Genomic DNA, 23,120 nt, shown 5'->3' on the forward strand with positions numbered 1-23,120 from the left:
CGAACCTGCCCAAGGGCGCCGTCCAGGGGCGCACCGACTATGGCGAGGCCGGCTTCGGCGGCGCCGCCCCGCCGCCCGGCCACGGCCCGCACCGTTACATCTTCACCGTCTTCGCCGTGGACGTGGAACGGCTGGACGTGACGGAAGACAACTCGGGCGCGGTCTTCGGCTTCAACCTGCACTTCCACACCCTGGCTAAGGCGTCGATCACGGCGACCTACGAGAACCGGGGCTGACCAGCCGACACAAAGCGTGATGACCGCTTCGACGCCGCCCCGGTTGATGCCGTGGGCGGCGTCCCTATTTTGCAGCGCAACCTCCCCTTGCTGCATCGCGACAATCCATGGCCCCTGCCGACGCCCCCTGCCTCGACGATCCGCGCTGCGCCGCGTCCATCCCCGACGAGCGCGTGGCCGAACCGGGCAAGGTGGCGCTGGTGCTGCTGGCGCTGGCCATGGGCGGCTTCGCTATCGGCGTGACCGAATTCGCCGCCATGAGCGTCCTGCCCGACTTCGCGGCGGGCCTGGGCGTCAGCGAACCGACGGCGGGCCATGTCATCAGCGCCTATGCCGCCGGGGTGGTCGTCGGGGCGCCGATCCTGGCCGTGCTAGGCGCGCGCCTGCCGCGCTGGCTGCTGCTGATCGGCTTCATGGCCCTGTTTGCGATCGGCAACGCCCTGAGCGCCATCGCCCCGACCTATGAGTGGATGCTGGTCTTCCGCTTCCTCAGCGGCATTCCGCACGGCGCCTATTTCGGCGTAGCGGCCCTGGTCGCGGCGTCGCTGGTGCCGCTGCGGCTCAGGACGCGGGCCGTCTCGACCGTCCTGCTGGGCCTGACGGTCGCCACGGTGATCGGGGTGCCGGTCGCCAACGCCGTCAGCCACTCCTTCGGCTGGCGCTGGACCTTCGCCATCGTCAGCGTGCTGGCGATGCTGACCATGGCTCTGGTCGCCCTGTTCGCGCCGCGCGATCCGGCCCATCCCGACGCCAGCCCCTGGCGCGAGCTGGGCGCCCTGAAGCGCGGCCAGGTCTGGCTGACGTTGGGCGTGGGCGCCGTCGGCTTCGGCGGCATGTTCGCGGTCTACGCCTATCTGGCCTCGACGCTGAAGGCGGTGACGGGCGTGGGACCGGAAGTCCTGCCCTGGGTCTTCGCCCTGTTCGGCCTAGGCATGGTGGCGGGCAATCTGCTGGGCGCCTGGGCCGCCGACCGCTTCGGCATGATCGCGGCGGGCGGCCTGTTGCTGTGGAGCGCGGCGGCGCTAGCCCTCTACCCCTTCGCCGCGCCGCACCTGTGGGCCGTGATGATCGTGGTGGTGCTGATCGGCGGCGGCGGCGGGCTGGGCTCGGTGCTGCAGACCCGACTGATGGACGTGGCCGGCGACGCCCAGACCCTGGCCGCCGCCCTGAATCACTCAGCCTTCAACACGGCCAACGCCATCGGCCCCCTGCTGGCGGGCATGGCCGTGGCGGCGGGCTGGGGCTGGACCTCGACCGGCTGGGTCGGGGTGGCGCTGTCGCTGGGCGGTTTCGCCGTCTGGGTCGTCGCCTGGGCGACGGGGCGCAAGGCGCAACAAAGCGACGCCTGACATTCGTCCCGAAGGGTGCTAGGAGGCCCGGCCATGAGCGCAGCTGTCATTGTATTCCCCGGTTCCAACTGCGATCGCGACTGCAAGGTCGCCGTCGAACGTTCCACTGGCGAACAGGTCCAGATGGTCTGGCACGCCGAGACCGAACTGCCCAAGGGCCTCGACCTGATCGTGCTGCCGGGCGGCTTCTCCTACGGCGACTATCTGCGCTGCGGCGCGATGGCGGCGCAGGCCCCGATCATGCAGGCGGTCAAGAAGGCCGCTGACGACGGCGTCACCGTGGTCGGCATCTGCAACGGCTTCCAGGTGCTGTGCGAAGCCGGGATGCTGCCGGGCGCCCTGATGCGCAACAGCAGCCTGAAATACATCTGCAAGCCCATCAGCATCACCGTCGCCAACGGCCAGACGCGCTTCACCTCGGGCTATCAGGGCCAGCGCGAAATCATCATGACCCAGGGCAACGCCGACGGTAACTATTTCGCCGACGAAGAGACCCTGAAGCGCATCGAGGGCGAGGGTCAGGTGGTCTTCCGCTACGTCGACAACCCCAACGGCTCGGTCGGCGACATCGCGGGCTTGCAGAATGAACGCGGCAACGTGCTGGGCATGATGCCCCACCCGGACCGCGCGTTCGAAGCCGAACTGGGCAGCGCCGACGGCGCGACCCTGTTCCAGAGCATCTACGCAGCGGCCTAAACGCCCAGCTTGGGCGCCCCGGCGCCGCTGGCGTCGATCGTTGCGAACAGGGCGCGGATCAACGCCTGTTCCTCGGCGGTGATCTCAGGCTTCCAGACATCGAAGATCAGGATGGTGCGGTCCTGATCGCTGTCGTTCGCGGCCTCGTGCTCGATCGTGTCGTCGAAGGCCCAGGCCTGGCCTGCCTTCCACTGACGCTCCTCTGCGCCGACGCGGAACCAGCAGTCCGGCGGCACGACCAGCGGCAGGTGGCAGATCAGCCGCGTATTGATCAGCCCGTGGTGCGGCGGAATCTTCGCCCCCGCCTGAAGTCTGGAGAACAGAATCGAGGGCGAGCGGCCGGGGATGCGGCACAGGGGCGCCGCCGCCAGCGCCTGCATTGTCTGCGGGCAGCGCTCGGCGATTTCGGGAACCTCGGCCCCGTCCTTCCACAGGAAGACCGCACTCCAGGCGTCATTGCCCAGCAGCCCCGCCTGATCGTGCCGAGGGCGATTGGCGCGATCCTCGATATAGGGCGCGAACAGGGCCGGTTCGGCCAGGATGGCGTCCAGTTCAGCGCGGATGGCGGGCGCCGCCGCCTCGACCTCCGCCAGCCAGGCGACGGTGTCGCGCGGCTGAAACTCGATCTGCGGCAGGCCCGGAAACATGTAGAATTTCGGCTGCTGGTAGTAGAGCCGCCGCTTGCCCGTCATCAGATCCAGAGAGGCGGCGAAGCGTGAGCTGGAGGTTGCGGGGTCGAAGCCGCGCCTGGCCAGCCCGTCGCGCAGCCCCTGCTCAAAGCGACGCGCGCCCTCGGCCTGAGCCGCAGCGGCGTGCTGAAGCTCGGCGCGCAGGTCGGACGACGGCGTGGCGATCGCCCGCCCCTGAGCCAGGGCGGCGCCGTAGAAGCTCATGGCCGAGCGATGGTCCCCCTGAACACTGAGGGCGTCGCCCTTGAACACCAGGGCGCGCGGCTCGCGCGGGTTGATCGCCAACAAGGCCTCGGCGGCAGCCGCCAGGGCTGGAGCATCCGACCGGTCACGCGCCTGTCGAGCCTGACGGATGAGCGCATCGGCCTGAAGCTGCGGTTGCGTAGGGCGAACATCGGTCATGACAAGATGGAACCGCCCTCCGTCACGACGGTCAAGCGCCTCAGCCGTCCTTGCGGTCCAGGACGCTGGCGCTGCGACCGGCGTCGCCGATTTCGGCCTCTTCCTCGACCGGTTCGCCCTCCTCGTCGACGGCGCGCTCCAACGTGCCTTCGGCGCCGGATTCGTGGATGGCCGCCAGTTCGCGGGCGCCGACGCCCAGGCCCCGCTCCAGGGCGCGGTTGGTTTCGACTTCTTCCTCGAGCGTCTGCTCGATCGGTTCGGGCGCGTCGTTCGGATCAGGCATGGCGGCCTCCTTCTCGGTCTGCCTCAAAGCAAGGCGAAAAGCCGCGCACAGGTTCCCTTGAACCTTCTTCGACGCGGCGCGTAGATACGGCGAAGCTGAGCCGGAGAGACGCATGACCGCCATCGAACGCCCCACCCCCGCCCAGCAGACGCGCCGCCTGGCCGTGCTGGCCGCCGCCGTCTTCGCCGTCATCGTTCCCATCGTTCAGGCCCTGGGCGGTTTCGGCCTGAGCCAGGCGGAGTTCGCCGCCGATGGAAACCAGACGCTGCGGGTGGCCGGCTACGCCTTTTCAATCTGGAGCCTGCTGTATCTGGGCATACTGATCTACGCCGGGCGCCAGGCCCTGCCCCAGACGGGCGAGAGCGTGCTGATCAACCGCATGGGCTGGCCGTCGGTCGTGGCCTTCTTCGGCATCGGCTTCTGGATCGTCATGGCGGCGCTGAACCTGAAGGCGGCCAGCGTCGTCGTCATCCTGGCCTCGCTCCTGGCCCTGCTGCTGCCGATGCTGGCCAGCGCCCGCACCATCCGCGCGACCGGGACGATGGAGCGGGACCGCTGGTTCCTGATCTGGCCGCTGGCGGCGTTGGCCGGGTGGCTGACGGTGGCCGCGCCGCTGAACCTGATCACCGTGGCGACGGCGTTCGAGGCCCTGCCCGCCGCCCTGTCGCCGACCGGCTGGGCCGTGCTGGCCGTGGTCGCGACCACCCTGGTCGGGATCGGCGTGACTTGGGCCCTGCGGACCCTGGCCTATCCCTTGCCCATCGCCTGGGGCCTGGTGGGGGCCTTCGTGGCCGAGCAGGAGGTCAAGCCGGTGCTGGCTTTCACGGCCCTGGCGGCGGCCTTTGCCCTGGTGGTGGCGGGGGTCATCATCGTCTTCGGTTTGAGACGCGGCGTCGAACGCCGGTGACGGGCTGACAGACGCCCCAGAGACGGCTAGAAGGCCCGCCCATGAGCGCGCCCCAAAAGACCATCGCCCAGCTGGCCGAAGAGTACGGCCTCGCCCCCAATGAATATCAAGTCCTGCTGGACCGGCTGGGCCGCGAGCCCAACCAAGTCGAGCTGGGCGTCTTCTCGGTCATGTGGTCCGAGCACTGCTCCTACAAGTCGTCCAAGAAGCAGCTGATGAAGTTCCCGGTGACGGGCGAGCGCGTCATCTGCGGCCCCGGCGAGAACGCGGGCGTGATCGACATCGACGACGGCGACGCCTGCATCTTCAAGATGGAGAGCCACAACCACCCCTCCTACATCGAGCCTTATCAGGGCGCGGCGACGGGCGTGGGCGGCATCATGCGCGACGTCTTCACCATGGGCGCGCGCCCGGTGGCCCTGCTGAACGCTCTGCGTTTCGGCGATCCGTCGCACGAGAAGTCCAAGCGTCTGGTCAAGGGTGTCGTCAGCGGCATCGGCGGCTACGGCAACTGCGTCGGCGTGCCGACCGTCGCGGGCGAGACGAACTTCCACAAGGGCTACAACGGCAACATCCTGGTCAACGCCATGTGCGTCGGCCTGGCTCGCGCCGATGAGATCTATTATTCGGCCGCGCCGGAAGCGGGCCACGACGTGGTTTACTTCGGCTCCAAGACCGGCCGCGACGGCATCCACGGCGCCACCATGTCCTCGGCCGAGTTCGACGACGAGTCGGACGCCAAGCGCCCCACGGTGCAGGTCGGCGACCCCTTCGCCGAGAAGCTGCTGATCGAAGCCACGCTGGAGCTGATGGCCTCGGGCGCCGTGGCCGCCATTCAGGACATGGGCGCAGCGGGCCTGACCTCTTCGTCCGTCGAGATGGCGGGCAAGGGCGGCGTCGGCGTCGAGCTGGACCTGGACAAGGTGCCTCAGCGCGAAACCGGCATGAGCGCCTATGAGATGATGCTGTCGGAAAGCCAGGAGCGGATGCTGGCCGTCCTGAAGCCCGGCTATGAAGACGTCGGCTATCGCATCTTCCAGAAATGGGGTCTGGACTTCGCCATCATCGGCCAGACCACGAACACCGGCCATCTGGTGCTGAAGCACCACGGCGAGGTCGTCTGTGACGTGCCGCTGGCCCCGCTGTTCGACGATGCGCCCCTGTATGACCGTCCGTGGGTCCAGCCCGAGTTGCAGCCGCGTCTCGACCCGGCGGAAGTGCCCGCCCCCGAAAGCTGGAACGACGCCGTGCTGAAGGTCGTCGCCTGCCCCGACATGGCGTCCAAGCGCTGGATCTGGGAGCAGTACGACCGCCACGTCATGGCCGACACGCTTCAGGATTCCTCGACCGGCGCCGACGCGGGCGTGATCCGCGTCCACGGCACGGAAAAGGGTCTGGCCGTTACCTCGGACTGCACCCCGCGCTATGTCCAGGCCGACCCCTATGAAGGCGGCAAGCAAGCGGTTGCAGAGGCGTGGCGCAACCTGACCGCCGTGGGCAGCCGCCCCATCGCCATCACCGACAACCTGAACTTCGGCAACCCGCAGCGGCCCGAGATCATGGGCCAGATCGTGCGCGCCACCGACGGCATGGCCGAGGCCTGCCGCGAGCTCGACTTCCCCGTCGTGAGCGGCAACGTCAGCCTGTATAACGAGACCAACGGCGTCGCCATTCCGCCGACGCCGACCGTCGGCGCCGTGGGCCTGCTGACCAACTATGACGTGACCACCGGCTTCGGCGGCGCGGCCGAGGGCGACCAGCTGGTGCTGATCGGCCAGACGCACGGCGAACTGGGCGCCTCCATCTATCTGCGCGAAGTTCTGGGCCGCGAGGACGGCGCCCCGCCCCCGGTCGATCTGAAGCTGGAACGCAAGACGGGCGACTTCGTGCGCGGCCTGATCGAGGCGGGCGAACTGACCCTGGTCCACGACCTGTCGGACGGCGGCCTGATCGGCGCGGCGGCGGACATCGCCCTGGCCTCGGACGTCGGCATCGAGCTGAACGCCTCCAGCCAGGCTCACGCCCACGCCTTCCTGTTCGGCGAGGACCAGGCCCGTTATCTGGTCGCCGTAGCGGACGCCGACGCCCTGATCGCCAAGGCCAAGGACGCGGGGCTGCACGCCTCGGTCGTCGGTCTGGTCAAGGGAACGGACTTCGCCTCCTCGGGTCCGAAGGGCGAGCTGTTCCGCATCCCCGTCGCCCATGTGCGCGAGTTCCACGAAGGCTGGATGCCGAACTGGATCGAAGGCTGATGCGCAGCGCCGCCCTCATCCTCGTCGTCGCTGGCGCCGCCCTGCTGTCGGCCTGCGAATTCGAGGGCGGCGATCCCGTCCAGCACGCCCTGCGCGACGCAGCCGCCGCCCGTCAGGCCGCCGCGCTGAAGACCACCGAGGAAGAAGAGGTCCAGGCGATCCGTCGCCCGACCGTCTCCGGCCCGGCCCTGCATGAGCCGGACGAACTGTCGCGCCTGATCGCCGCTCGTCGTCAGGCGGTGCAGGAGACGCGCACGGCGTTGGCCGCCATCGCCGACCCTGCGCTGAAAGCCCAACTCACCGAAGACCTGAAGGCTGAAGAAGCCAGCCTGCGCATGCTGGAAGCCCGCGCCGCCGCCAGAGCTTCCAACTAACCGGAGACACGCAAGGTCATGAGAACCGCCGTCGTCATGCCTGTCGGCGCGCGCTTCGACCTGCATCAACCGAACTCGATGGAGACGGTGGCGCGCACCCTGGCGCGGGCGGACAAGGGCGAGGTCCGCGTCTTCTGCTGCGAAGACGCCCAGGATCACGGCGACCTGCCGGTGCAGACCCTGCCCGCCGTGAACCGGCTGAAGACCCTGCGTCAGGCGCTGGCCGACTATCGCCCCGACGTCATCGAGTTCCACCAGCAGACGCAGCAGGCCGTCGCCCTGGCCCCGCATTTCCCGAATGCGGCGATCACCCTGTATCGCCATAATGCGGTGAAGCCGCCGCGCCACCTGATCGACCGCTGGCGCTATGAGCGGCGCTATGACCGCATGGACGGGCTGATCTTCGTCAGCGAGGCGGCGCGGATGGACTTCCTAAAAGACTTTCCCCGACTGCAGGCCAAGGCCTTCGCCGTGCCCAACCCCATCGACGTGGACCTGTGGCGCGCGCCGGTCGAGGGGCGCGAGCCGCTGATCGCCTTCGCCGGGCGCGCCATGCCGGAAAAGGGCGTGGACCTGACCTGCGCCGCCCTGCCCGCCGTGTTGGCGCGCCATCCCGACTGGCGCGCCGTGCTGATGCTGAACGACTGGGACCGTCATGCGGACTGGGCCGCGCCCCATGTGGCGCCGCTGGAGCGGTTCAGCGACCGGGTCCGGGTGTTGAAGTCGGCGCCGCTGGCGCAGGTGCGCGCCGAGATGCAGCGAGCGGCGATCGCTCTGACGCCCTCGGTCTGGGCCGAGCCTCTGGGCCTGACAGCGCTGGAGGCCCATGCGGCGGGGGCGGCCCTGATCTCATCGGGACGCGGCGGCCTGCGCGAGGCCAGTGGACCGCACGCCGTCTATGTCGATGATCTGACGTCCAGCGGCCTGAGCCGTGCGATCGACGATCTGATCGCCGATCCCGCGCGTCGCCTCAGTCTGGCTCGCGCGGCGCAAGCCTATGTGAGCGAAACCCACACCCCCGAACACCGCGCAGCCCAGTTGCACAGCTTGCGCGAACGCCTGGTTCAGGCCAAGCGCTCGTAACCGTCAGACCTGCGGGATCGCCTGGCTCAGCCGCCCGCCGACGCGGATCGGCTCGACGCGCTTGGCCAGACCCGTGCGGTCGTCCGTCTCGACGAAGACGCCGCAGATGGTGGCCGGGCCGCTGGCGGGGGTGTAGCGCCCGCCCGACAGACGGGTGGTGAAGCGCCGCAGCGGCTCTTCCTTGTCATTGCCGATGACGGAGTCGTAGTCGCAGCAGCCGCCGGCGTCGGTCTGATAGGCCGTGCCGTGGGGCAGGATCTGCGCGTCCGCCGTGGGGACATGGGTGTGGGTGCCGACCACCAGACTGGCGCGGCCGTCGCAGAAGTGGCCCATGCCCATCTTCTCGCTGGTGGCCTCGGCGTGCATGTCGACGATGACGGCGTCGGCGACAACGCCCAGAGGCGCGGCCTCCAACTCGCGCTCCACCGCGCTGAAGGGGTCGTCCATCGGGTCCATGTGGACGCGGCCCAGCACATTGATGACCAGCACCCGGCGGCCGTCCGGCGTGACGAAAACGTCGGCGCCGCGCCCCGGCGCATCCATCAGGCGCGGATAGTTGGCCGGACGGATCAGGCGCGGTTCGCGCACGATATAGGTCAGGGCCTCGCGCTGGTCCCAGCTGTGGTTGCCCAGCGTCAGGACGTCGGCCCCGGCGTTGAAGATGTCGTTGGCGGTGTTCTCGGTGATGCCGAAGCCGCCCGCCGCGTTCTCGGCGTTGACCACCACGAAGTCGAGCCTGAGGTCGCGCCTCAGCCCCGGAAGATGGTCCGAAAGTCCATCGCGCCCGGACTTGCCGACCACGTCACCGAAAAACGCCAATCTCATGGGAAGGCTCTATAGCCGGTCTCGGTCAAAACGCCATGCAGGCGGATGTCGTGCGGCTCCAGATCGAGGCGATCGACCGCCTGCCCCGCATAGGCGAAGCCGACCCGATGCGCGTCTGGCAGCGCCGCGAACGTCCGGTCGTAGTAGCCGCCGCCCTGCCCCAGCCGCCCGCCTTGGGCGTCAAAGGCCAACAGGGGCGTCAGGATCAGGTCCGGCGTCACCACCTCGCCCAGAGGCAGGGGCGCGGGGCATCCGGCGGCGTCCAGTTCCAGCGGCTCGCCCGGCGCCCAGGCGCGGAAGATCATGGCCGCATCGCGCTCCAGCACCACCGGCAGGCACAAACGGCGTCCCGCCTGGTGCAGGACATTGGCCAGGGCGTCAGTATCCAGCTCCGACCCCATGGCGCGATACAGGGCGACGATGGCGCCGCGGGGCAAGGCGTCGGCATGGCTCGCCGCGCGCTCGGCGGCTTCGGGATCGGTCTCGGTCAGACGCTTTCGCAAGGCGCGCATGGCGGCCCGGAGTTCGTGCTTGGGGGTCATCGCCGCTCGGCCCTTCGCCAAATTCCACCGACAGGCCGAGCGCGTCGCCCAACTCGATCCTCGGGTCAAGCCCGAGGATGACGGCGGGAGAAGGAACGATTGGGGAAATGCTCGCCAACTGTGCAAGGAGCCAGCGACCGCGTCGCCAGCGTAGCGCACTAAAGAAGAAGGGTTGGCGGCGCCGCGTGAGCCGTGAAGAACGTTTAAATCCTCTCGACCTGGGTAGCCAGGTGGGCTCCGTATGCCCAGGCCCTCGAGCCCGGACAGGGACAGATCCCTATGAGTGAATTAAGGTCAGAAGGATATGTTGTCTTCGACGTGAGCCGCAGCATGACCCGCCGTCGCGCAAGATAGGCGTTCGGACGAGTTTCAACAATGGCGAAGCGCGCGTTTCTCTCTCTCTCCGCTTCGGGAACGCCTACATCGTCTGGACGATCTTCTCGATGCGGGCGGCCACGGCGTTCAGGGCCTCGGCCACGCCGTCGCTAGCGGGAGAAGGCGTCGCGACGGCCGCCGTCGCCGCCTTGGCGCGACCCGAGTTCTGGACCGCCGCCTGGCGTTTGGCTTCGCCCAGTTCGTCGGCCAGCATCAGGGCGGCCATCAGGAACAGGCGCACGTCGCCGACCTGGCCGACCTGATCGGCCACCCCCTGCACCCGTTCGTTGAACTGGGACGCTAGGTCGCGCACCCGCGCCTCCTGACCGTCCGCGCAGCCTACCGCATAGGGGCGGCCGTGGACCTCTACCGTCACCGTCGCCATCAGTTCGCCTCCTGCCCGGTTTGGGCCTGCTGCTGCGTCAGCACCTCGCGCACGGCGTCGGCCGCGCGGGCCAGGGCCTGGGCGGTTTCCTGCCCAGCCGTCTCCAGCTCGGCGATGCGCGCCAGGTCGGCCGCGTTCGAAGGGCGCGGCGCGAACAGGTCGTCGTCCGCGATGGGCGGCGCCGAGGCGGGCCTCGCCTTCAGCTCCAGCACCTTGCGCTCCAGATCGGCTAACGCCCGATCGATCCGCGCCTTTGCAGCCGTAACGGCGTCCATGATGGTCCTTTCTTCCAGATTCCGTGTAGAACCTGCCGGCGCGCCGGGGTAAAGCGGCGCCGCCCCCGCTTTATCCTGTTCCTGAGGAAAGGTCTCGCCGTGACCGACGCCCAAGCTGCATTCGCCAAGCCTTCGCCCAAGCAGATGGCCGACGCCATCCGGGTGCTGTCCATGGATGCGGTCGAAAAGGCCAAGAGCGGCCACCCCGGCATGCCGATGGGCATGGCCGACGTCGCCACCGTGCTTTACTCGAAATTCCTGAAGTTCGACGCCAGCCGTCCCGACTGGGCCGACCGCGACCGCTTCATCCTGTCGGCCGGTCACGGCTCGATGCTGATCTACAGCCTGCTGCACCTGACGGGCTATAAGGACGCGACGCGGGAACAGCTGGAAAACTTCCGCCAGTGGGGCTTCAAGACCGCCGGCCACCCGGAATACGGCCACATGGCCGGGATCGAGACCACCACGGGCCCGCTGGGTCAGGGCCTGGCCACCTCGGTCGGTTTCGCCCTGGCGGAGCGGCATCTGGCGGCGCGCTTCGGCAAGGATCTGGTCGATCACCGCACCTGGGTCGTCGCAGGCGACGGCTGCCTGATGGAAGGCGTGTCGCAAGAGGCCATCGCCCTGGCCGGCCGCCTGAAGCTGAACAAGCTGTGCGTCCTGTGGGACGACAACGAAATCACCATCGACGGCAAGGTGTCGCTGTCGGACGCCACCGACCAGCTGACGCGCTTCAAGGCCTCAGGCTGGGCGGTCAAGGCCATCGACGGCCATGACTACAAGCAGATCCAGAAGGCCCTGGCCTGGGCGACCAAGCAGGACAAGCCGACGCTGATCGCCTGCAAGACCAAGATCGGCAAGGGCGCCGCCACCATGGAAGGCAGTCACAAGACCCACGGCGCCGCCCTGGGCGCCACCGAGATCGCGGCGACCCGTCAGGCGCTGAACTGGCCCTTCGCGCCGTTCGAGCTGCCGGAAGGCGTGCAGAAAGCCTGGGCCAAGGTCGGCAAGCAGGGCGGCAAGGCCCGCAAGGCCTGGGAAGGCCGTCTGCTGAACCACGCCCAACGCGACGACTTCACCCGCGCCATGGCCGGCGACCTGCCCACCGGCGCCTTCGAAGCGCTGGACGCCAAGCTGAAGCAACTGGTCGTCGACAAGCCCGCCCTGGCCACGCGCCAGTCCTCGGGAGAGGCGCTGGAGACGGTGTTCAACGCCATCCCGGAAATGGTCGGCGGCTCGGCCGACCTGACCGGCTCGAACAACACCTTCGTCAAGAACACCCAGATCATGGACGCGCCGGATTACGCCGGCCGTTACCTGAACTACGGCATCCGCGAGTTCGGCATGGCTGCGGCGATGAACGGTCTGGCGTTGCACGGCGGGGTCATCCCCTACGGCGGCACCTTCATGGCGTTCGCGGACTACAGCCGTCCGGCGATCCGTCTGGGCGCCCTGATGGGCGTGCGCGCGATCCACGTCCTGACGCACGACAGCATCGGCCTGGGCGAAGACGGCCCGACGCACCAGCCGGTCGAGCATCTGGCCGCCCTGCGCGCCATTCCGAACCTGCTGACCATGCGCCCGGCGGACACGGTCGAGGCGCTGGAGTGCTGGCAGGTCGCCCTGCAGCACAAGACCACGCCGACCGCCATGTGCCTGTCGCGCCAGAAGACCCCGGCCGTGCGTGTGACCGACGCGGGCGAGAACCTGTCCCGCAAGGGCGCCTATGAGCTGAAGGCCGCCAACGGCGCAGCGAAAGTCACCCTGTTCGGCACCGGCACCGAGGTCGCCCTGGCCCTGAAGGCCGCCGAGACGCTGGAGGCCGAAGGCGTGCCGACCCGCGTCGTTTCGGTCCCCTGCTTCGCCCTGTTCGAGCAGCAGCCCAAGGCCTATCAGGACGCCGTCATCGGCCGCGGCACGGTGCGCGTCGCCGTGGAAGCCGCCATCAAGCAGGGCTGGGAGCGCTTCATCGGCGAGGACGGCGGCTTCGTCGGCATGTCGTCCTTCGGCGCCTCGGCCCCGGCCGAAATCCTCTACCGCGAGTTCGGCATCACCGCCGAGGCCGTGGTCGAGGCCGCCAAGGCGCGGCTGTAAACCCATGCGCCGCCTCGCCCTCGTCCTGAGCTTCGGCTTGTCGATGGCGGGCGGCGCGCCTGCCTTCGCCGAGACAACCGCCCCCATGGCGGTCGAGACGCCCATCGTCATCGGCCAGTCCTACGCCCTGCCCTCCGCCGGCATGAACCAGACGCGCGAGATCAACGTTTGGCTGCCGCCCGGCTACGCGCAAAGCAATCAGACCTATCCCGTCCTCTACGTCCTCGACGGCGGACAGGATCAGGACTTTCACCACATCTCGGGCATCGCCCAGTTGGGAACCATCGTCGGCACGACGCGCGACGTGATCGTCGTGGGCATCGCTTCGATGGACCGTCGCAACGAGCTGGCCCTGCCGACCGACGACGCCGAACTGATCGCCCGCTATCCGACGCAGGGGCAGTCCGACCGCTTCCGCCGCTTCATCGCCGAAGAGGCCATGCCCTTCATCGACGTCCGCTATCGCACCAGCGGCGAGACGGCCCTGATGGGCGAGTCCCTGGCGGGCCTGTTCGTGGTCGAGACCTTCCTGAAGGAACCGCAGATGTTCGACGCCTATGTCGCGGTCAGCCCCAGCCTGTGGTGGGACGGCGGCAGGCTGGCGCGGCAGTCCGGGGCGCATCTGCGCGATCATTCCAACGACCCGCGCACCCTGATCCTGACGCTGGGCGACGAGGGCGAGATGATGCAGGCGCCGATGGACGTGCTGACCGCCAATCTGCGCGATCACGCCCTGCCCGGCGTCACCTGGGACTTCACCCCGCGCCCGAACGAGAGCCACGCCACCATCTATCACGGCGCCGCGCTGGACGCCTTCCGCCGCCTTTATGCGGTCCCTGCACAATGAGCCATCTGGGCGCCGTCAGCCTGCTGGTCCGCGACTATGACGAAGCCATCGCCTTCTACGTCGGCAAGCTGGGCTTCGACCTCAGCGAAGACACCGACATGGGCGGCGGCAAACGCTGGGTCCGCGTCACGCCCAAAGGCGGCCAGACCTCCCTGTTGCTGGCCCGCGCCGCGACGCCGGAACAGGTCGCTTGTGTCGGCGATCAGGCGGGCGGCCGGGTCTGGCTGTTTCTGCATACCGACGACCTGATGCGCGACCACGCCGCCTGGCTGGAGGCCGGCGTCGTCTTTCGCGAAACGCCCCGTCACGAGGCCTATGGCAAGGTGGTGGTCTTCGAAGACCTCTACGGCAACGCCTGGGATCTGATCGAACCTGCTAACGGAACCTGACGCCATGAAGATCGGCACGCCGCTTACCGACCACGCCACGCGCGTCATGCTGCTGGGCTCGGGCGAGCTGGGCAAGGAGGTGGCCATCGAGCTGCAACGCCTCGGCGCCGAGGTGATCGCGGTCGACCGCTACGCCAACGCCCCGGCCATGCAGGTGGCGCACCGCAGCCACGTCATTCCGATGGCCGATCCTCAGGTGCTGAACGGCGTCATCATGGCCGAGGCCCCGCACATCATCGTGCCGGAGATCGAGGCCATCGCCACCGACGCCCTGGCGGCGATCGAGGCGGCGGGGCTGGCGCGCGTCATCCCCACCGCCCGCGCCACCCAGCTGACCATGAACCGCGAAGGCATCCGCCGTCTGGCCGCCGAAGAGCTGGGCCTGCCGACCAGTCCCTACGCCTTCGCCGCCTCGGCCGAGGAACTGGCGGCGGGGGCCGAGGCCGTGGGCTTCCCCTGTTTCGTCAAGCCGGTGATGTCGTCCTCGGGCAAGGGCCAGTCCTATGTCGAAGGGCCTGAGGGCGTGGCCGACGCCTGGGCCTATGCCGAGACGTCGGGGCGGGTCGCGGGCGGCGTCGTCATCGTCGAGGGCAGGATCGACTTCGACTATGAGATCACCCTGCTGACCGTACGCTCTTTGCGCGACGGCGCCGTCCGCACGGACTTCTGCGCCCCAATCGGCCACCGCCAGCAGAAGGGCGACTATGTCGAAAGCTGGCAGCCGCAGATCATGAGCCCCGCCGCCCTGAAGACGGCGCAGGCCATTGCGGCCAAGGTGACGGAGGCGCTGGGCGGTCTCGGCGTCTTCGGCGTCGAACTGTTCGTGAAGGGCGACGAGGTGTGGTTCTCGGAGGTGTCGCCGCGCCCGCACGATACGGGCCTGGTGACGCTGGCGACGCAGGTCATGAGCGAGTTCGCCCTGCACGCCCGCGCCATTCTGGGTCTGCCGGTGGACGTCACCCTGCGCGAGCCGGGCGCCAGCGCCGTCATCTACGGCGGCCTGGAGGCCGAGGGCGTGGTGTTCGAGGGCGTGGCCGAGGCCCTGTCGGTCCCGACCGCCGACCTGCGCCTGTTCGGCAAGCCCGAGGCCTATGAGCGCCGCCGCATGGGCGTAGCGCTGGCGCGGGGGGCGGACACGAACGAGGCGCGTGCCCGCGCGGCCGAGGCGGCGGGCAAGGTGCGAGTGGTCGCTCCGTAATCCTTCTTCCCTCTCCTGATGGGAGAGGGCTTGAGCCTCCAAGAGCCGAAGGCGATTGGTTAAGGCGAAAGGGTGAGGGTTCGCGGCTGAAGTCGGCCGAAGGCCGTAACGCGACGGCTCACGCCGACGGACAGGACAAGCCCCTCACCCTTTCGCGCAAGAACGATCGCTGACGCTCTCGTGCGCTCAAGCCCTCTCCCGCCGGGAGAGGGTTGAGACATCGGCCATGCTCCCGGCCAAGCTTCTTCGACTTTTGTCGATTGGCGCCGGACGCGATTAGGGTCCAAAAAAGGCGAAAGGTCGCACCCAGTCGACCCGGAGGACCGTTCGCCATGGGCAAGCTCAAGACGGCGCTGATTTTCGGCGCCATCGCCATATTGGGGGCCGTGTCCCTCGCCGTCATCGCCCTGCATCAGGGCGAAAGCATCAGCGCAGTATGGATCGTGGTCGCGGCGCTGTGCGTCTACGCCATCGCCTACCGCTTCTACGCCCGTTATCTGGCCGGGAAGGTGCTGGGGCTGAACGCCCGCAGGCCCACGCCCGCCGTGCGGCACAACGACGGCCTCGACTATGTGCCGACGCCCCGTAACGTTCTATTCGGCCACCATTTCGCGGCCATCGCGGGCGCGGGGCCTCTGGTCGGGCCGGTGCTGGCGGCGCAGATGGGCTATCTGCCCGGCGTCTTGTGGATTCTGGTCGGCGCCGTGCTGGCGGGGGCGGTGCAGGACATGATCGTCCTGTTCATGTCGACCCGGCGCGACGGTCGCTCGCTGGGCGACATGGTGCGCACCGAGATGGGTCCGATCCCCGGCGTCATCGCCCAGGTCGGCGTGCTGATGATCATGGTCATCATCCTGGCGGTGCTGGCCCTGGTGGTGGTCAAGGCCCTGGCCGAGAGCCCTTGGGGAACCTTCACTGTCGCCGCCACCATTCCCATCGCCGTCTTCATGGGCCTGTACACCCGCTTTCTGCGCCCCGGCCGCGTGGGCGAGGTGTCGGTGATCGGCGTGGTGCTGCTGGTCCTGGCCATCATCGGCGGCGGCCATATCGCCGCTGATCCGTTCTGGGGTCCGGCCTTCACCCTGTCGGGCACGACGCTGGCCATCGCCATGATGGCCTATGGCTTCATCGCCTCGGTCATTCCCGTGTGGCTGCTGCTGGCGCCGCGCGACTACCTGTCCACCTTCCTGAAGATCGGCGCCATCGTCGCCCTGGCCGTCGGCATATTAATCGTGCGCCCGCACATTCAGATGCCCGCCATCACGCCCTTTATCGACGGAACCGGACCGGTCTTCTCGGGCGCCCTGTTCCCCTTCCTGTTCATCACCATCGCCTGCGGGGCCGTATCCGGCTTCCACGCCCTGATCTCGTCCGGCACCACGCCCAAGCTGCTGGAGAACGAGAACCAGATCCCGCTGATCGGCTACGGCGCCATGCTGTGCGAAAGCTTCGTGGCGATCATGGCCCTGATCGCCGCGACCGTACTGGACCCGGCCGTCTATTTCGCCATGAACAGCCCGGTCGCCGTCATCGGCGACAACGCGGCCTCGGCCGCCGCCGCCGTGGCTCAGTGGGGCTTCCACATCACCCCGGCCGAGCTGGAGCAGTTGGCCAAGGATGTGGGCGAGCACTCCATCCTGTCGCGCGCGGGCGGCGCCCCAACGCTGGCCGTCGGCATGGCCCACATCCTGTCGGGCGTCATCGGCGGCAAGGCCATGATGGCCTTCTGGTATCACTTCGCCATCCTGTTCGAGGCCCTGTTCATCCTGACCACGGTGGATGCGGGCACCCGCGTCTGCCGTTTCATGATCCAGGATCTGCTGGGCATGGCCGTGCCCAAGATGCGCCAGACCCAGTCCTGGACCGGCAACGTCGTAGCCACGGCCCTGACGGTCGGGCTGTGGGGCTATTTCCTCTATACCGGCGTGGTTGATCCCCTGGGCGGGATCAACAGCCTGTGGCCCCTGTTCGGCATCGCCAACCAGATGCTGGCGGCGGTCGCCCTGATCCTGGGCACGGTCGTCCTGTTCAAGATGAAGCGGCACAGGTTCGCCTGGGCCACGGCGGTTCCAGCAGTCTGGCTGCTGATCTGCACCGTCACGGCGGGTCTGCAGAAGCTGTTCCACCCCGACGTGAAGATCGGCTTCCTGGCCCATGCGCGGAAGTATCAGGACGCCATGGCCGCCGGCGACATCCTGGCCCCGGCCAAGACCATCGGCGACATGCACCGGGTCATCGTCAACGACTACGTCAACTCGGCGCTGACGGCGGGCTTCCTGTTCGTGGTGCTGACGGTCGTGGTCTATGGCGTCGGGGCCTGCCTCAAGGCGCTGAAGTCCGACCAGCCGACCGTGGTCGAAACCCCGGCCGCGCATGAGCTGACCCTGGCCGACGAAGCCATGGACATCGCCCGTGCTTAAGTCCTCTTCATCCTCGGCGACGAGCGGCGGCGCGGACCTGCTCTGCGCCTGCCGGGACACGCTGGTGCGGTGGGGCAAGGACGCCCGCCGCACCGCCGGGCTGATGATCGGCCAGCCGGATTATGACGCCTATGTCGCCCATGCCGCCGTCACCCACCCGGATCAGGCGCCGCTGGACCGCACCGCCTTCTTCCGCCTGCATGAGGCGCGGCGGTTCGGCGAAGGCGGCGGCTTCCGCTGCTGCTGAGGCGGCTTGACCGCACCCGGACGGTTACAGGCGATCATATCTTGTTACGGGCCTTGTTACGGCGACGGGGTTGCAACCGCGCGCGCTCCGTCCCACTAAGGCGCCCATCATAACCGCCCCCTGTTCAGGAGACTGCTCCCCATGACCGTTCGCGTCGCCATCAACGGCTTCGGCCGCATCGGCCGCCTCGTCCTCCGCTCGATCGTCGAGCACGGCCGCAAGGACATCGAGGTCGTGGCGATCAACGACCTGGGCCCGGTCGAGACCAACGCCCACCTGTTCCGCTATGACTCGGTGCACGGCCGCTTCCCCGGCACGGTCACGACCGGCGAGGACTGGATCGACGTCGGCACGGGCAAGATCAAGGTCACGGCCGAGCGCGACCCGGCCAACCTGCCGCACGCCGAGCTGAAGGTGGACATCGCCCTGGAATGCACGGGCATCTTCACCTCCAAGGACAAGGCCTCGGCTCACCTGAAGGCGGGCGCCAAGCGCGTGCTGGTCTCGGCCCCGGCCGACAACGCCGACAAGACCATCGTCTTTAAGGTCAACCATGAGACGCTGACGGCCGACGACATCGTCGTGTCCAACGGCTCGTGCACGACCAACGCCCTGGCCCCGGTGGCCAAGGTGCTGCACGATCTGTTCGGCATCGAGCGCGGCTATATGACCACCATCCACGCCTACACCGGCGACCAGCCGACGCTGGATACGATGCACAAGGATCTGTACCGCGGCCGCGCCGCCGCCCTGTCCATGATCCCGACCTCGACCGGCGCCGCCAAGGCCCTGGGCCTGGTCCTGCCGGAACTGAAGGGCAAGCTGGACGGCTCGTCGATCCGCGTCCCGACCCCGAACGTCTCGGTCGTCGACCTGAAGGTCGTCGCTGGTCGCGAAGTCACCGTCGAGGAAATCAACGCCGCCCTGCTGGCCGCCGCGAACGGCCCGATGAGCGGCGTCCTGGCCACGACCACCGACCCGCTGGTCTCGATCGACCTGAACCACGTCGCCGCCTCCTCGACCGCCGCCCTGCCGCAGACGCAGGTCGTCGACGGCAAGCTGGCCCGCGTTCTGACCTGGTACGACAACGAGTGGGGCTTCGCGACCCGCATGGCCGACACCGCCCTGGTGATGGCGAAGTTCCTGTAATCTGAAACCACCGCTCTCGACCCTTCTCCCCTCGTGGGAGAAGGTGGCAGGCGGAGCCTGACGGATGAGGGGGCTGACGCGCCGCATGATGCCTGACTGCATCCAGAACCAGATTCGGATTCGTCAGCACGGCCTCATTGCCGAAGCGCAGGACGGTGAAGCCGCGCTGCTCAAGGTCCGCATCGCGCGCAGCGTCCTCGACCTCGCGCAACCGATGGACGCCGCCGTCCAGTTCGATCACCAACCTGAGTTCATAGCAGCAGAAATCAGCGATCCAGCGCCCGATACGGGTCTGTCGCCGGAACTTGTGCGCCTCAAACCCTCGGCCACGCAGGATACGCCACATCGCCGCCTCAGCGGGCGTCATCGTCGCTCTCAAACGCTGCGTCTGGTTCACCGCCCCCTCATCCGGCCCGCTCCGCGAGCCACCTTCTCCCACGAGGGGAGAAGGAAGAACAGAGATACGCCATCATGACCTTCCGCACCCTCGACGACGTTTCCGACCTTTCGGGCAAGGCCGCCCTGGTCCGCGTGGACTTCAACGTGCCGATGGAGGACGGGAACGTCACCGACGACACCCGCCTGAAGGCCGCCCTGCCGACCATTCACCGCCTGCGCGAAGCGGGCGCCAAGGTCGTGCTGCTGGCCCACTTCGACCGTCCCAAGGGCGAGCGCGTCCCGTCGATGAGCCTGAAGCCCGTGGTCGAGCCGCTGGAGCTGCTGCTGCACGGCCCCGTGCGCTTCGCCGACGACTGCGTGGGCGATGAGGCCAAGGCCGCCGTGGCCGATCTGGACGCGGGCGGCGTGCTGCTGCTGGAGAACGTCCGCTTCCACAAGGGCGAGGAAAAGAACGACCCGGCCTTCGCCGCCCAACTGGCGGAACTGGGCGACCTCTACGTCAACGACGCCTTCTCGGCCGCGCACCGCGCCCACGCCTCGACCGAAGGCCTGGCCCGCCTGCTGCCCGCCTATGCCGGTTGCGCCATGGCGCGCGAGCTTGAGGCGCTGGATGCGGCGCTCGGCAAGCCGCAGAAGCCGGTCATCGGCATCGTCGGCGGCGCCAAGGTCTCGACCAAGCTGGACCTGCTGAAGAATCTGGTCGCCAAGCTGGACTATCTGGCCATCGGCGGCGGCATGGCCAACACCTTCCTGTTCGCCCAGGGCGTCGATGTCGGCGGTTCGCTGTGCGAGCAGGATCTGGCCGACACCGCCCGCGAGATCATCGAGGAAGCCCGTCGTCAGGGCTGCGAACTGCTGCTGCCGGTCGATGTCGTGGTCGCCAAGGGCGTGAAGCCGGGCATCGAATCGGGCGTCCGCGCTCTGGATCGCATCGCCGCCGACGACCTGATTCTGGACGCCGGGCCGGAAACCGTTGCCCGCCTGAACCGCGCCATGGACCTGTCCAAGACCCTGATCTGGAACGGCCCGCTGGGCGTGTTCGAGGTTCCGCCCTTCGACAAGGCCACGGTCGAAGCCGCCAAACACGCCGCTGAACTGGCCAAGGCCGGCAAGCTGGTCGCCGTGGCCGGCGGCGGCGACACCGTCGCGGCCCTGAACCACGCAGGCACGGCCGACGACATGACCTTCGTCTCCACCGCGGGCGGCGCCTTCCTGGAATGGATGGAGGGCAAGGTGCTGCCGGGCGTCGAGGCCCTGCGCGCCGCCTAAAAACGTCAAGGCGAGGGCTGTTCGCGGCCCTCGCCCCTGACGGCTGAAGCTTAGTCTTCGCCGTCCATGTCGACGGCGCGCGCGACCAGATCGCGCCACGTCGGATCGGTGTCGTCCACCAGATCGACGTCGTCCAGCAGGGCCACCGCCCCGCCGCCGTCAGGCAGGATCAGACCCAGCACCTCCATCAGATCGCCGTCGGGGCCGACGTGGGCTTCGGCCTGAACGATCACCGCCGCCTGTTCGCCGTCCTCCTCCCACCAGATGACCGGCTGGGGCAGCTCCATGTCGATGACGCGCGCATCCTCGGTGTCGCCCAGAGCAAAGACCGCCTTGCCTGCCTGAACGTCGTCCAGCGTCGCCACGGCCCCGTTGAAAGGCGTCAGCCGTGACCAGTCGTCGACGTCGAAACCGCCGCCGTCCTCATCCAGCGCATCATCGTTCTGGCTCATCGCCGCTCCTTGGTCAGACACGCCCGAGGCGTCGCGTCCACTTAGAGGCTGCGCGCCCAAAGTCCACCAGGCTTGCGCCCTGTCACATCGGCGTGACTTCCCCCGCCTGACGGGCTAAGACCTCGGGCAAAATCATATCTGGTTCAGGAGACTATCCATGGCGCGCATCACGCTGCGACAACTGCTCGACCACGCGGCGGAGCACGACTACGGCCTGCCCGCCTACAACATCAACAACATGGAGCAGGGCCTGGCCATCATGGAGGCCGCCGACGCCGTCAATGCGCCGGTCATCATCCAGGCCTCGCGCGGCGCCCGCTCCTACGCCAACGATGTCGTCCTGGCCAAGCTGATCGACGCCCTGGCCGAACTGTATCCGCACATCCCGGTCTGCATGCACCAGGACCACGGCAACGGCCCGGCGACCTGCGCCACCGCCATCCAGTACGGCTTCACCTCGGTGATGATGGACGGCTCGCTGGAAGAAGACGCCAAGACCCCCGCCTCCTACGAATACAACGTCGAAGTGACGCGCCGCGTCACCGAGATGGCCCACAGCTGCGGCGTCTCGGTCGAGGGCGAGCTGGGCGTGCTGGGTTCGCTGGAGACCGGCATGGGCGAGGCCGAGGACGGCCACGGCTTCGAAGGCAAGCTGGACCACTCGGCCCTGCTGACCGACCCGGATCAGGCCGTCGACTTCGTCAAGGCCACCAAGGTCGACGCCCTGGCCATCGCCATGGGCACCTCGCACGGCGCCTATAAGTTCACGCGTCAGCCGGACGGCGAAGTCCTGGCCATGAACGTGATCGAGGAAATCCACCGTCGCCTGCCCAACACCCACCTGGTGATGCACGGATCAAGCTCGGTGCCGCAGGATCTGCAGGACATCATCAACGCCTATGGCGGCCAGATGCCCCAGACCTGGGGCGTGCCGGTCGAAGAGATCCAGCGCGGCATCAAGAACGGCGTGCGCAAGGTGAACATCGACACCGACAACCGCATGGCCATGACCGGCGCCATCCGCAAGCTGCTAGCCGAGAAGCCGGGCGAGTTCGATCCCCGCGCCTATCTGAAGCCCGCCAAGGAAGCCATGCGCAAGCTGTGCCAGGAGCGCTATCTGCAGTTCGGCTGCGAAGGTCAGGCGTCGAAGATCAAGCCCCTGTCCACGGCCCAGATGGCCAAGCGCTACGCCGGCGGCGAACTGGACCCGCGCATCGGCTGATCGCCGCTCGCAGTCTGAGCGAAAGAAACGCCCGCCTCCGTCGATCGAAGGCGGGCGTTTTCATGTTCACCAGACCCCGTAACGGCCATCGAGCATACGGCGCACAGTCCGCAGTTCGACTTCAGCGTAGCGCAGGTCGTCCTCGGCCCGACGCGCGGAGCGATGCGCGTCGTCCAGTTCGCCCTCGACCTCGCGAATGCGGTTGCGGATACGCTGGCGCTCTTCGGAGGTCAGGCCTTCCTGACGCAGTTCACGCCGCTTGGCGTCCAGCTTGTCCTCGCGGCTTTCGATGCGACGGATCGCCGAGTTCAGCGCGCTTTCGGCCGAAGAGACGGCCTGCTCGACCTCATACAGCTGTCGTCCGTCGCGATGCGCAGGCACGAAGGCCCGCTCTTCCGCCGGGGAACAGACGCCCTGATAGGTTCCGCCCGCACGCCCCGCGCGGAAGCCGTTCTCCCAGGTGCAATAGGTCCGCAAGCCATCCTCGCGCGCCGCCATGTAGGCGCTCATATTCGGGCTCACGCCATGCTTGGCGCAGGCCTTGGCGTGGTCATGCAGACGGCTGGATGGATGCCCTTCGGCCCCATCGCGATAGCCCTGTCCGCCCCAGTCGCCGACCAGGCACTGGCCCTCGCTCATCGTGGCGCAGCCCGACAACAGGACGACGCTGGATGCCGCAACGACGGCGACGGTCGGCAACTTCATTTAGGCCTCTCCACAACAGCCGCGCTCGAGGTCCGATGACGCCTCTTCACGCAAGC

24 protein-coding genes, 1 other RNA gene and 1 pseudogene are annotated in these 23,120 nt (G+C 68.2%); 16 read left to right on the top strand and 10 right to left on the bottom strand.

The window, feature by feature from the left end; translation table 11 throughout:
* The 3 genes from B2Y21_RS03805 to purQ form a co-directional block, all read left to right on the top strand.
* Positions 1 to 236: YbhB/YbcL family Raf kinase inhibitor-like protein (locus tag B2Y21_RS03805; protein ID WP_292057128.1), on the top strand; the 236-nt coding region annotated here is incomplete at its 5' end.
* Between the two features lie 107 nt (positions 237 to 343).
* A complete protein-coding gene (locus B2Y21_RS03810; protein ID WP_292057130.1) occupies positions 344 to 1,585 on the top strand; it encodes an MFS transporter in 1,242 nt (413 codons plus the stop codon).
* Between the two features lie 33 nt (positions 1,586 to 1,618).
* A complete protein-coding gene (gene purQ, locus B2Y21_RS03815) occupies positions 1,619 to 2,281 on the top strand; it encodes a phosphoribosylformylglycinamidine synthase subunit PurQ (protein WP_292057132.1) in 663 nt (220 codons plus the stop codon).
* Here purQ and B2Y21_RS03820 read toward each other — a convergent pair.
* Together B2Y21_RS03820 and B2Y21_RS03825 are read right to left on the bottom strand one after the other, a co-directional pair.
* On the bottom strand, positions 2,278 to 3,372 hold the full coding sequence (locus B2Y21_RS03820) for an aspartyl/asparaginyl beta-hydroxylase domain-containing protein (RefSeq protein WP_292057133.1): 1,095 nt from the start codon (positions 3,370 to 3,372) through the stop codon (positions 2,278 to 2,280). The two genes, purQ and B2Y21_RS03820, sit on opposite strands and share 4 nt — an antisense overlap.
* 40 nt (positions 3,373 to 3,412) lie before the next feature.
* A complete protein-coding gene (locus tag B2Y21_RS03825; RefSeq protein ID WP_292057135.1) occupies positions 3,413 to 3,655 on the bottom strand; it encodes a hypothetical protein in 243 nt (80 codons plus the stop codon).
* Between the two features lie 112 nt (positions 3,656 to 3,767).
* Here B2Y21_RS03825 and B2Y21_RS03830 point away from each other — a divergent pair, with 112 nt between their 5' ends.
* Genes B2Y21_RS03830 through B2Y21_RS03845 form a run of 4 tightly spaced genes read left to right on the top strand, consistent with a single transcriptional unit; the run spans position 3,768 to position 8,271 of the window.
* Positions 3,768 to 4,562, top strand: coding sequence for a hypothetical protein (locus tag B2Y21_RS03830; protein ID WP_292057137.1), 795 nt, complete (start codon positions 3,768 to 3,770; stop codon positions 4,560 to 4,562).
* Between the two features lie 41 nt (positions 4,563 to 4,603).
* A complete protein-coding gene (purL, locus tag B2Y21_RS03835) occupies positions 4,604 to 6,814 on the top strand; it encodes a phosphoribosylformylglycinamidine synthase subunit PurL (protein ID WP_292057138.1) in 2,211 nt (736 codons plus the stop codon).
* Entirely contained in the window at positions 6,814 to 7,188 is a 375-nt protein-coding gene (locus B2Y21_RS03840; protein WP_292057139.1) for an indole-3-glycerol-phosphate synthase, read from the top strand. Before purL ends, B2Y21_RS03840 begins: the two co-directional genes overlap by 1 nt.
* 18 nt (positions 7,189 to 7,206) lie before the next feature.
* A complete protein-coding gene (locus tag B2Y21_RS03845; RefSeq protein WP_292057140.1) occupies positions 7,207 to 8,271 on the top strand; it encodes a glycosyltransferase family 4 protein in 1,065 nt (354 codons plus the stop codon).
* Positions 8,272 to 8,274: 3 nt separating this feature from the next.
* Here the strand turns inward: B2Y21_RS03845 and B2Y21_RS03850 are convergent, their stop codons facing one another.
* The 5 genes from B2Y21_RS03850 to B2Y21_RS03870 all read right to left on the bottom strand — a co-directional run bounded on the left by B2Y21_RS03850 (position 8,275) and on the right by B2Y21_RS03870 (position 10,673).
* Positions 8,275 to 9,096, bottom strand: coding sequence for a TIGR00282 family metallophosphoesterase (locus B2Y21_RS03850; RefSeq protein WP_125901736.1), 822 nt, complete (start codon positions 9,094 to 9,096; stop codon positions 8,275 to 8,277).
* Positions 9,093 to 9,638, bottom strand: coding sequence for a 5-formyltetrahydrofolate cyclo-ligase (locus B2Y21_RS03855; protein WP_292057142.1), 546 nt, complete (start codon positions 9,636 to 9,638; stop codon positions 9,093 to 9,095). Before B2Y21_RS03855 ends, B2Y21_RS03850 begins: the two co-directional genes overlap by 4 nt.
* A gap of 174 nt (positions 9,639 to 9,812) precedes the next feature.
* A non-coding RNA gene (ssrS, locus tag B2Y21_RS03860) (6S RNA) lies at positions 9,813 to 9,973 on the bottom strand.
* Positions 9,974 to 10,056: 83 nt separating this feature from the next.
* Entirely contained in the window at positions 10,057 to 10,398 is a 342-nt protein-coding gene (locus B2Y21_RS03865) for a cell division protein ZapA (RefSeq protein WP_292057144.1), read from the bottom strand.
* On the bottom strand, positions 10,398 to 10,673 hold the full coding sequence (locus B2Y21_RS03870) for a hypothetical protein (protein ID WP_292057145.1): 276 nt from the start codon (positions 10,671 to 10,673) through the stop codon (positions 10,398 to 10,400). Before B2Y21_RS03870 ends, B2Y21_RS03865 begins: the two co-directional genes overlap by 1 nt.
* 144 nt (positions 10,674 to 10,817) lie before the next feature.
* On the opposite strand from B2Y21_RS03870, the gene tkt reads away from it, so the two are divergent.
* The 7 genes from tkt (at position 10,818) to gap (ending at position 19,017) form a co-directional block, all read left to right on the top strand.
* A complete protein-coding gene (gene tkt, locus B2Y21_RS03875; protein WP_292057176.1) occupies positions 10,818 to 12,767 on the top strand; it encodes a transketolase in 1,950 nt (649 codons plus the stop codon).
* A gap of 4 nt (positions 12,768 to 12,771) precedes the next feature.
* A complete protein-coding gene (locus B2Y21_RS03880; protein ID WP_292057146.1) occupies positions 12,772 to 13,614 on the top strand; it encodes an alpha/beta hydrolase in 843 nt (280 codons plus the stop codon).
* On the top strand, positions 13,611 to 14,003 hold the full coding sequence (locus B2Y21_RS03885; protein ID WP_292057148.1) for a VOC family protein: 393 nt from the start codon (positions 13,611 to 13,613) through the stop codon (positions 14,001 to 14,003). The genes B2Y21_RS03880 and B2Y21_RS03885 overlap by 4 nt, the downstream gene beginning before the upstream one ends.
* Positions 14,004 to 14,007: 4 nt before the next feature.
* Positions 14,008 to 15,201: a formate-dependent phosphoribosylglycinamide formyltransferase gene (gene purT / locus B2Y21_RS03890; RefSeq protein WP_292057150.1), complete on the top strand. Its 1,194-nt coding sequence runs from the start codon at positions 14,008 to 14,010 to the stop codon at positions 15,199 to 15,201.
* Between the two features lie 332 nt (positions 15,202 to 15,533).
* On the top strand, positions 15,534 to 17,621 hold the full coding sequence (locus B2Y21_RS03895) for a carbon starvation CstA family protein (protein WP_292057151.1): 2,088 nt from the start codon (positions 15,534 to 15,536) through the stop codon (positions 17,619 to 17,621).
* Positions 17,614 to 17,868 carry a YbdD/YjiX family protein gene (locus B2Y21_RS03900; protein ID WP_256375790.1) on the top strand — a complete coding sequence of 85 codons (255 nt, stop codon included), beginning with the start codon at positions 17,614 to 17,616 and terminating at the stop codon, positions 17,866 to 17,868. The genes B2Y21_RS03895 and B2Y21_RS03900 overlap by 8 nt, the downstream gene beginning before the upstream one ends.
* 141 nt (positions 17,869 to 18,009) lie before the next feature.
* Positions 18,010 to 19,017, top strand: coding sequence for a type I glyceraldehyde-3-phosphate dehydrogenase (gap, locus tag B2Y21_RS03905; RefSeq protein WP_024354671.1), 1,008 nt, complete (start codon positions 18,010 to 18,012; stop codon positions 19,015 to 19,017).
* Between the two features lie 151 nt (positions 19,018 to 19,168).
* Here the strand turns inward: gap and B2Y21_RS03910 are convergent.
* Positions 19,169 to 19,384, bottom strand: a pseudogene (locus tag B2Y21_RS03910) (endonuclease domain-containing protein); the annotation flags it as partial.
* 104 nt (positions 19,385 to 19,488) lie between these two features.
* Between B2Y21_RS03910 and B2Y21_RS03915 the strand changes: the two are divergent.
* Complete coding sequence (locus tag B2Y21_RS03915) at positions 19,489 to 20,685, top strand: phosphoglycerate kinase (RefSeq protein ID WP_292057155.1); 1,197 nt, start codon at positions 19,489 to 19,491, stop codon at positions 20,683 to 20,685.
* A 50-nt stretch (positions 20,686 to 20,735) separates the two neighbouring features.
* Here the strand turns inward: B2Y21_RS03915 and B2Y21_RS03920 are convergent, their stop codons facing one another.
* The gene (locus B2Y21_RS03920; RefSeq protein ID WP_292057158.1) at positions 20,736 to 21,137 is read right to left on the bottom strand and encodes a hypothetical protein; all 402 of its coding nucleotides are present in this window, start codon (positions 21,135 to 21,137) and stop codon (positions 20,736 to 20,738) included.
* A gap of 157 nt (positions 21,138 to 21,294) precedes the next feature.
* On the opposite strand from B2Y21_RS03920, the gene fba reads away from it, so the two are divergent.
* Positions 21,295 to 22,359, top strand: coding sequence for a class II fructose-bisphosphate aldolase (fba, locus tag B2Y21_RS03925; protein WP_088410130.1), 1,065 nt, complete (start codon positions 21,295 to 21,297; stop codon positions 22,357 to 22,359).
* A gap of 66 nt (positions 22,360 to 22,425) precedes the next feature.
* On the opposite strand, the gene B2Y21_RS03930 is transcribed toward fba, so the two are convergent.
* Complete coding sequence (locus B2Y21_RS03930) at positions 22,426 to 23,064, bottom strand: DUF2799 domain-containing protein (protein ID WP_292057162.1); 639 nt, start codon at positions 23,062 to 23,064, stop codon at positions 22,426 to 22,428.
* Positions 23,065 to 23,120 lie beyond the last annotated feature (56 nt).

It is taken from the genome of Brevundimonas sp. UBA5936 (assembly GCA_002430835.1).
GTDB lineage: Bacteria > Pseudomonadota > Alphaproteobacteria > Caulobacterales > Caulobacteraceae > Brevundimonas.

Bases quoted from the DNA above. Each gene is read 5' to 3' on its own strand.
- B2Y21_RS03810 (WP_292057130.1), top strand. From the start codon at position 344: ATGGCCCCTGCCGACGCCCCCTGCCTCGACGATCCGCGCTGCGCCGCG.
- B2Y21_RS03915 (WP_292057155.1), top strand. From the start codon at position 19,489: ATGACCTTCCGCACCCTCGACGACGTTTCCGACCTTTCGGGCAAGGCC.
- tkt (WP_292057176.1), top strand. From the start codon at position 10,818: ATGGCCGACGCCATCCGGGTGCTGTCCATGGATGCGGTCGAAAAGGCC.
- purQ (WP_292057132.1), top strand. From the start codon at position 1,619: ATGAGCGCAGCTGTCATTGTATTCCCCGGTTCCAACTGCGATCGCGAC.
- B2Y21_RS03895 (WP_292057151.1), top strand. From the start codon at position 15,534: ATGGGCAAGCTCAAGACGGCGCTGATTTTCGGCGCCATCGCCATATTG.
- B2Y21_RS03930 (WP_292057162.1), bottom strand. From the start codon at position 23,064: ATGAAGTTGCCGACCGTCGCCGTCGTTGCGGCATCCAGCGTCGTCCTG.
- fba (WP_088410130.1), top strand. From the start codon at position 21,295: ATGGCGCGCATCACGCTGCGACAACTGCTCGACCACGCGGCGGAGCAC.
- B2Y21_RS03850 (WP_125901736.1), bottom strand. From the start codon at position 9,096: ATGAGATTGGCGTTTTTCGGTGACGTGGTCGGCAAGTCCGGGCGCGAT.
- B2Y21_RS03855 (WP_292057142.1), bottom strand. From the start codon at position 9,638: ATGACCCCCAAGCACGAACTCCGGGCCGCCATGCGCGCCTTGCGAAAG.
- B2Y21_RS03820 (WP_292057133.1), bottom strand. From the start codon at position 3,372: ATGACCGATGTTCGCCCTACGCAACCGCAGCTTCAGGCCGATGCGCTC.
- gap (WP_024354671.1), top strand. From the start codon at position 18,010: ATGACCGTTCGCGTCGCCATCAACGGCTTCGGCCGCATCGGCCGCCTC.
- B2Y21_RS03865 (WP_292057144.1), bottom strand. From the start codon at position 10,398: ATGGCGACGGTGACGGTAGAGGTCCACGGCCGCCCCTATGCGGTAGGC.
- purL (WP_292057138.1), top strand. From the start codon at position 4,604: ATGAGCGCGCCCCAAAAGACCATCGCCCAGCTGGCCGAAGAGTACGGC.
- B2Y21_RS03845 (WP_292057140.1), top strand. From the start codon at position 7,207: ATGAGAACCGCCGTCGTCATGCCTGTCGGCGCGCGCTTCGACCTGCAT.
- B2Y21_RS03870 (WP_292057145.1), bottom strand. From the start codon at position 10,673: ATGGACGCCGTTACGGCTGCAAAGGCGCGGATCGATCGGGCGTTAGCC.
- B2Y21_RS03885 (WP_292057148.1), top strand. From the start codon at position 13,611: ATGAGCCATCTGGGCGCCGTCAGCCTGCTGGTCCGCGACTATGACGAA.
- B2Y21_RS03830 (WP_292057137.1), top strand. From the start codon at position 3,768: ATGACCGCCATCGAACGCCCCACCCCCGCCCAGCAGACGCGCCGCCTG.
- B2Y21_RS03825 (WP_292057135.1), bottom strand. From the start codon at position 3,655: ATGCCTGATCCGAACGACGCGCCCGAACCGATCGAGCAGACGCTCGAG.
- purT (WP_292057150.1), top strand. From the start codon at position 14,008: ATGAAGATCGGCACGCCGCTTACCGACCACGCCACGCGCGTCATGCTG.
- B2Y21_RS03920 (WP_292057158.1), bottom strand. From the start codon at position 21,137: ATGAGCCAGAACGATGATGCGCTGGATGAGGACGGCGGCGGTTTCGAC.
- B2Y21_RS03840 (WP_292057139.1), top strand. From the start codon at position 6,814: ATGCGCAGCGCCGCCCTCATCCTCGTCGTCGCTGGCGCCGCCCTGCTG.
- B2Y21_RS03880 (WP_292057146.1), top strand. From the start codon at position 12,772: ATGCGCCGCCTCGCCCTCGTCCTGAGCTTCGGCTTGTCGATGGCGGGC.